A 1,020-nucleotide genomic window follows, 5' to 3' on the forward strand; every position below is an offset into this window, starting at 1 on the left:
CTAACTAGGGCATGGCTAACTAGGGCATGGCTAACTAGGGCATGGCTAACTAGGGCATGGCTAACTAGGGCATGGCTAACTAGGGCATGGCTAAGAGCAGGCAGTGTGAGTTGCGGGGGCTGCTGGCCATCAACAACGCCACTAGCGGCGGCTGCTGGCCATCAACAACGCCACTAGCGGCGGCTGCTGGCCATCAACAACGCCACTAGCGGCGGCTGCTCTCCCTCTTGCGTGGTGGAAAAGACTACCCCCGCCACAATGTTTACCCTGCCTGCTGAGTGCACGCCCGATGGCGGCTACCTCTTTGCCACTGTGGGTAGGGGACCTGCTCACGTCTAGGCAATGGCCCAGAGACCGTGGAGGTTAGGGCCAACGGTCAAGTCACACTCCGCACTGCTGATGAAGTCAACTGGTCCTCAATCTCCGGCATTTCCTTCCCTTGTCCGTAATAAAAGAAATCGATGCCGTTGCGTTGCGAGGGCTTCACGATCTCGAAGGCATCGAAGCAGAGAAAACGAAGAGCATTAAGAAGAACCGCGGCGATTTTCTGGTTGCTCCCTCCCAAAATTGGCGCGATTTTTGAGCTGCAAACTAGTTCGAGCGGCCATTTTCACCTGAAGCAGACTAATTTTCATCAAGATGTCCGAAGAACGTCAGAAATTTGTCGTATCTTGGCTGAAGGAAACTTTGGACACAAATAAGCTCCCATACTTCGAGTTCAATGATGAAACAACCGATGTTCTCTACGAATTGGCAAAAAAGAACATCAGACGAAACGCAGACACGCAAATAATTATTGAAGATTTAAAAATGAAGACAAAGGAGTACCATGGGGAGGCTCAGCGCTTGGAAGAAGTCCTAGAACGGATCAACTTTACTCCGAAGCACCTGGAAGATGCCTTACCGAGTATCAATGCACTGAGTTCGCTTGCAGTAACCTTGGAATTGAAAGATGTAAATACAACTAGGTAAGGGGAGACTGACGTCAGCTATTGCTTGGCCCTGGCCGACCTGGCTGCC

At 51.4% G+C, this 1,020-nt stretch carries 1 protein-coding gene; it reads left to right on the forward strand.

The window, feature by feature from the left end:
* Window positions 1–639: 639 nt before the first annotated feature.
* Window positions 640–972 (forward strand): hypothetical protein, encoded by a 333-nt coding sequence (locus V6D20_17405; protein ID HEY9817560.1) that lies wholly within the window; start codon window positions 640–642, stop codon window positions 970–972.
* The last annotated feature ends 48 nt before the right edge of the window (window positions 973–1,020 follow it).

It is taken from the genome of Candidatus Obscuribacterales bacterium, assembly GCA_036703605.1.
In the GTDB taxonomy this organism is placed as follows: Bacteria; Cyanobacteriota; Cyanobacteriia; order RECH01; family RECH01; genus RECH01.

Bases quoted from the DNA above. Each gene is read 5' to 3' on its own strand.
- V6D20_17405 (HEY9817560.1), top strand. From the start codon at position 640: ATGTCCGAAGAACGTCAGAAATTTGTCGTATCTTGGCTGAAGGAAACT.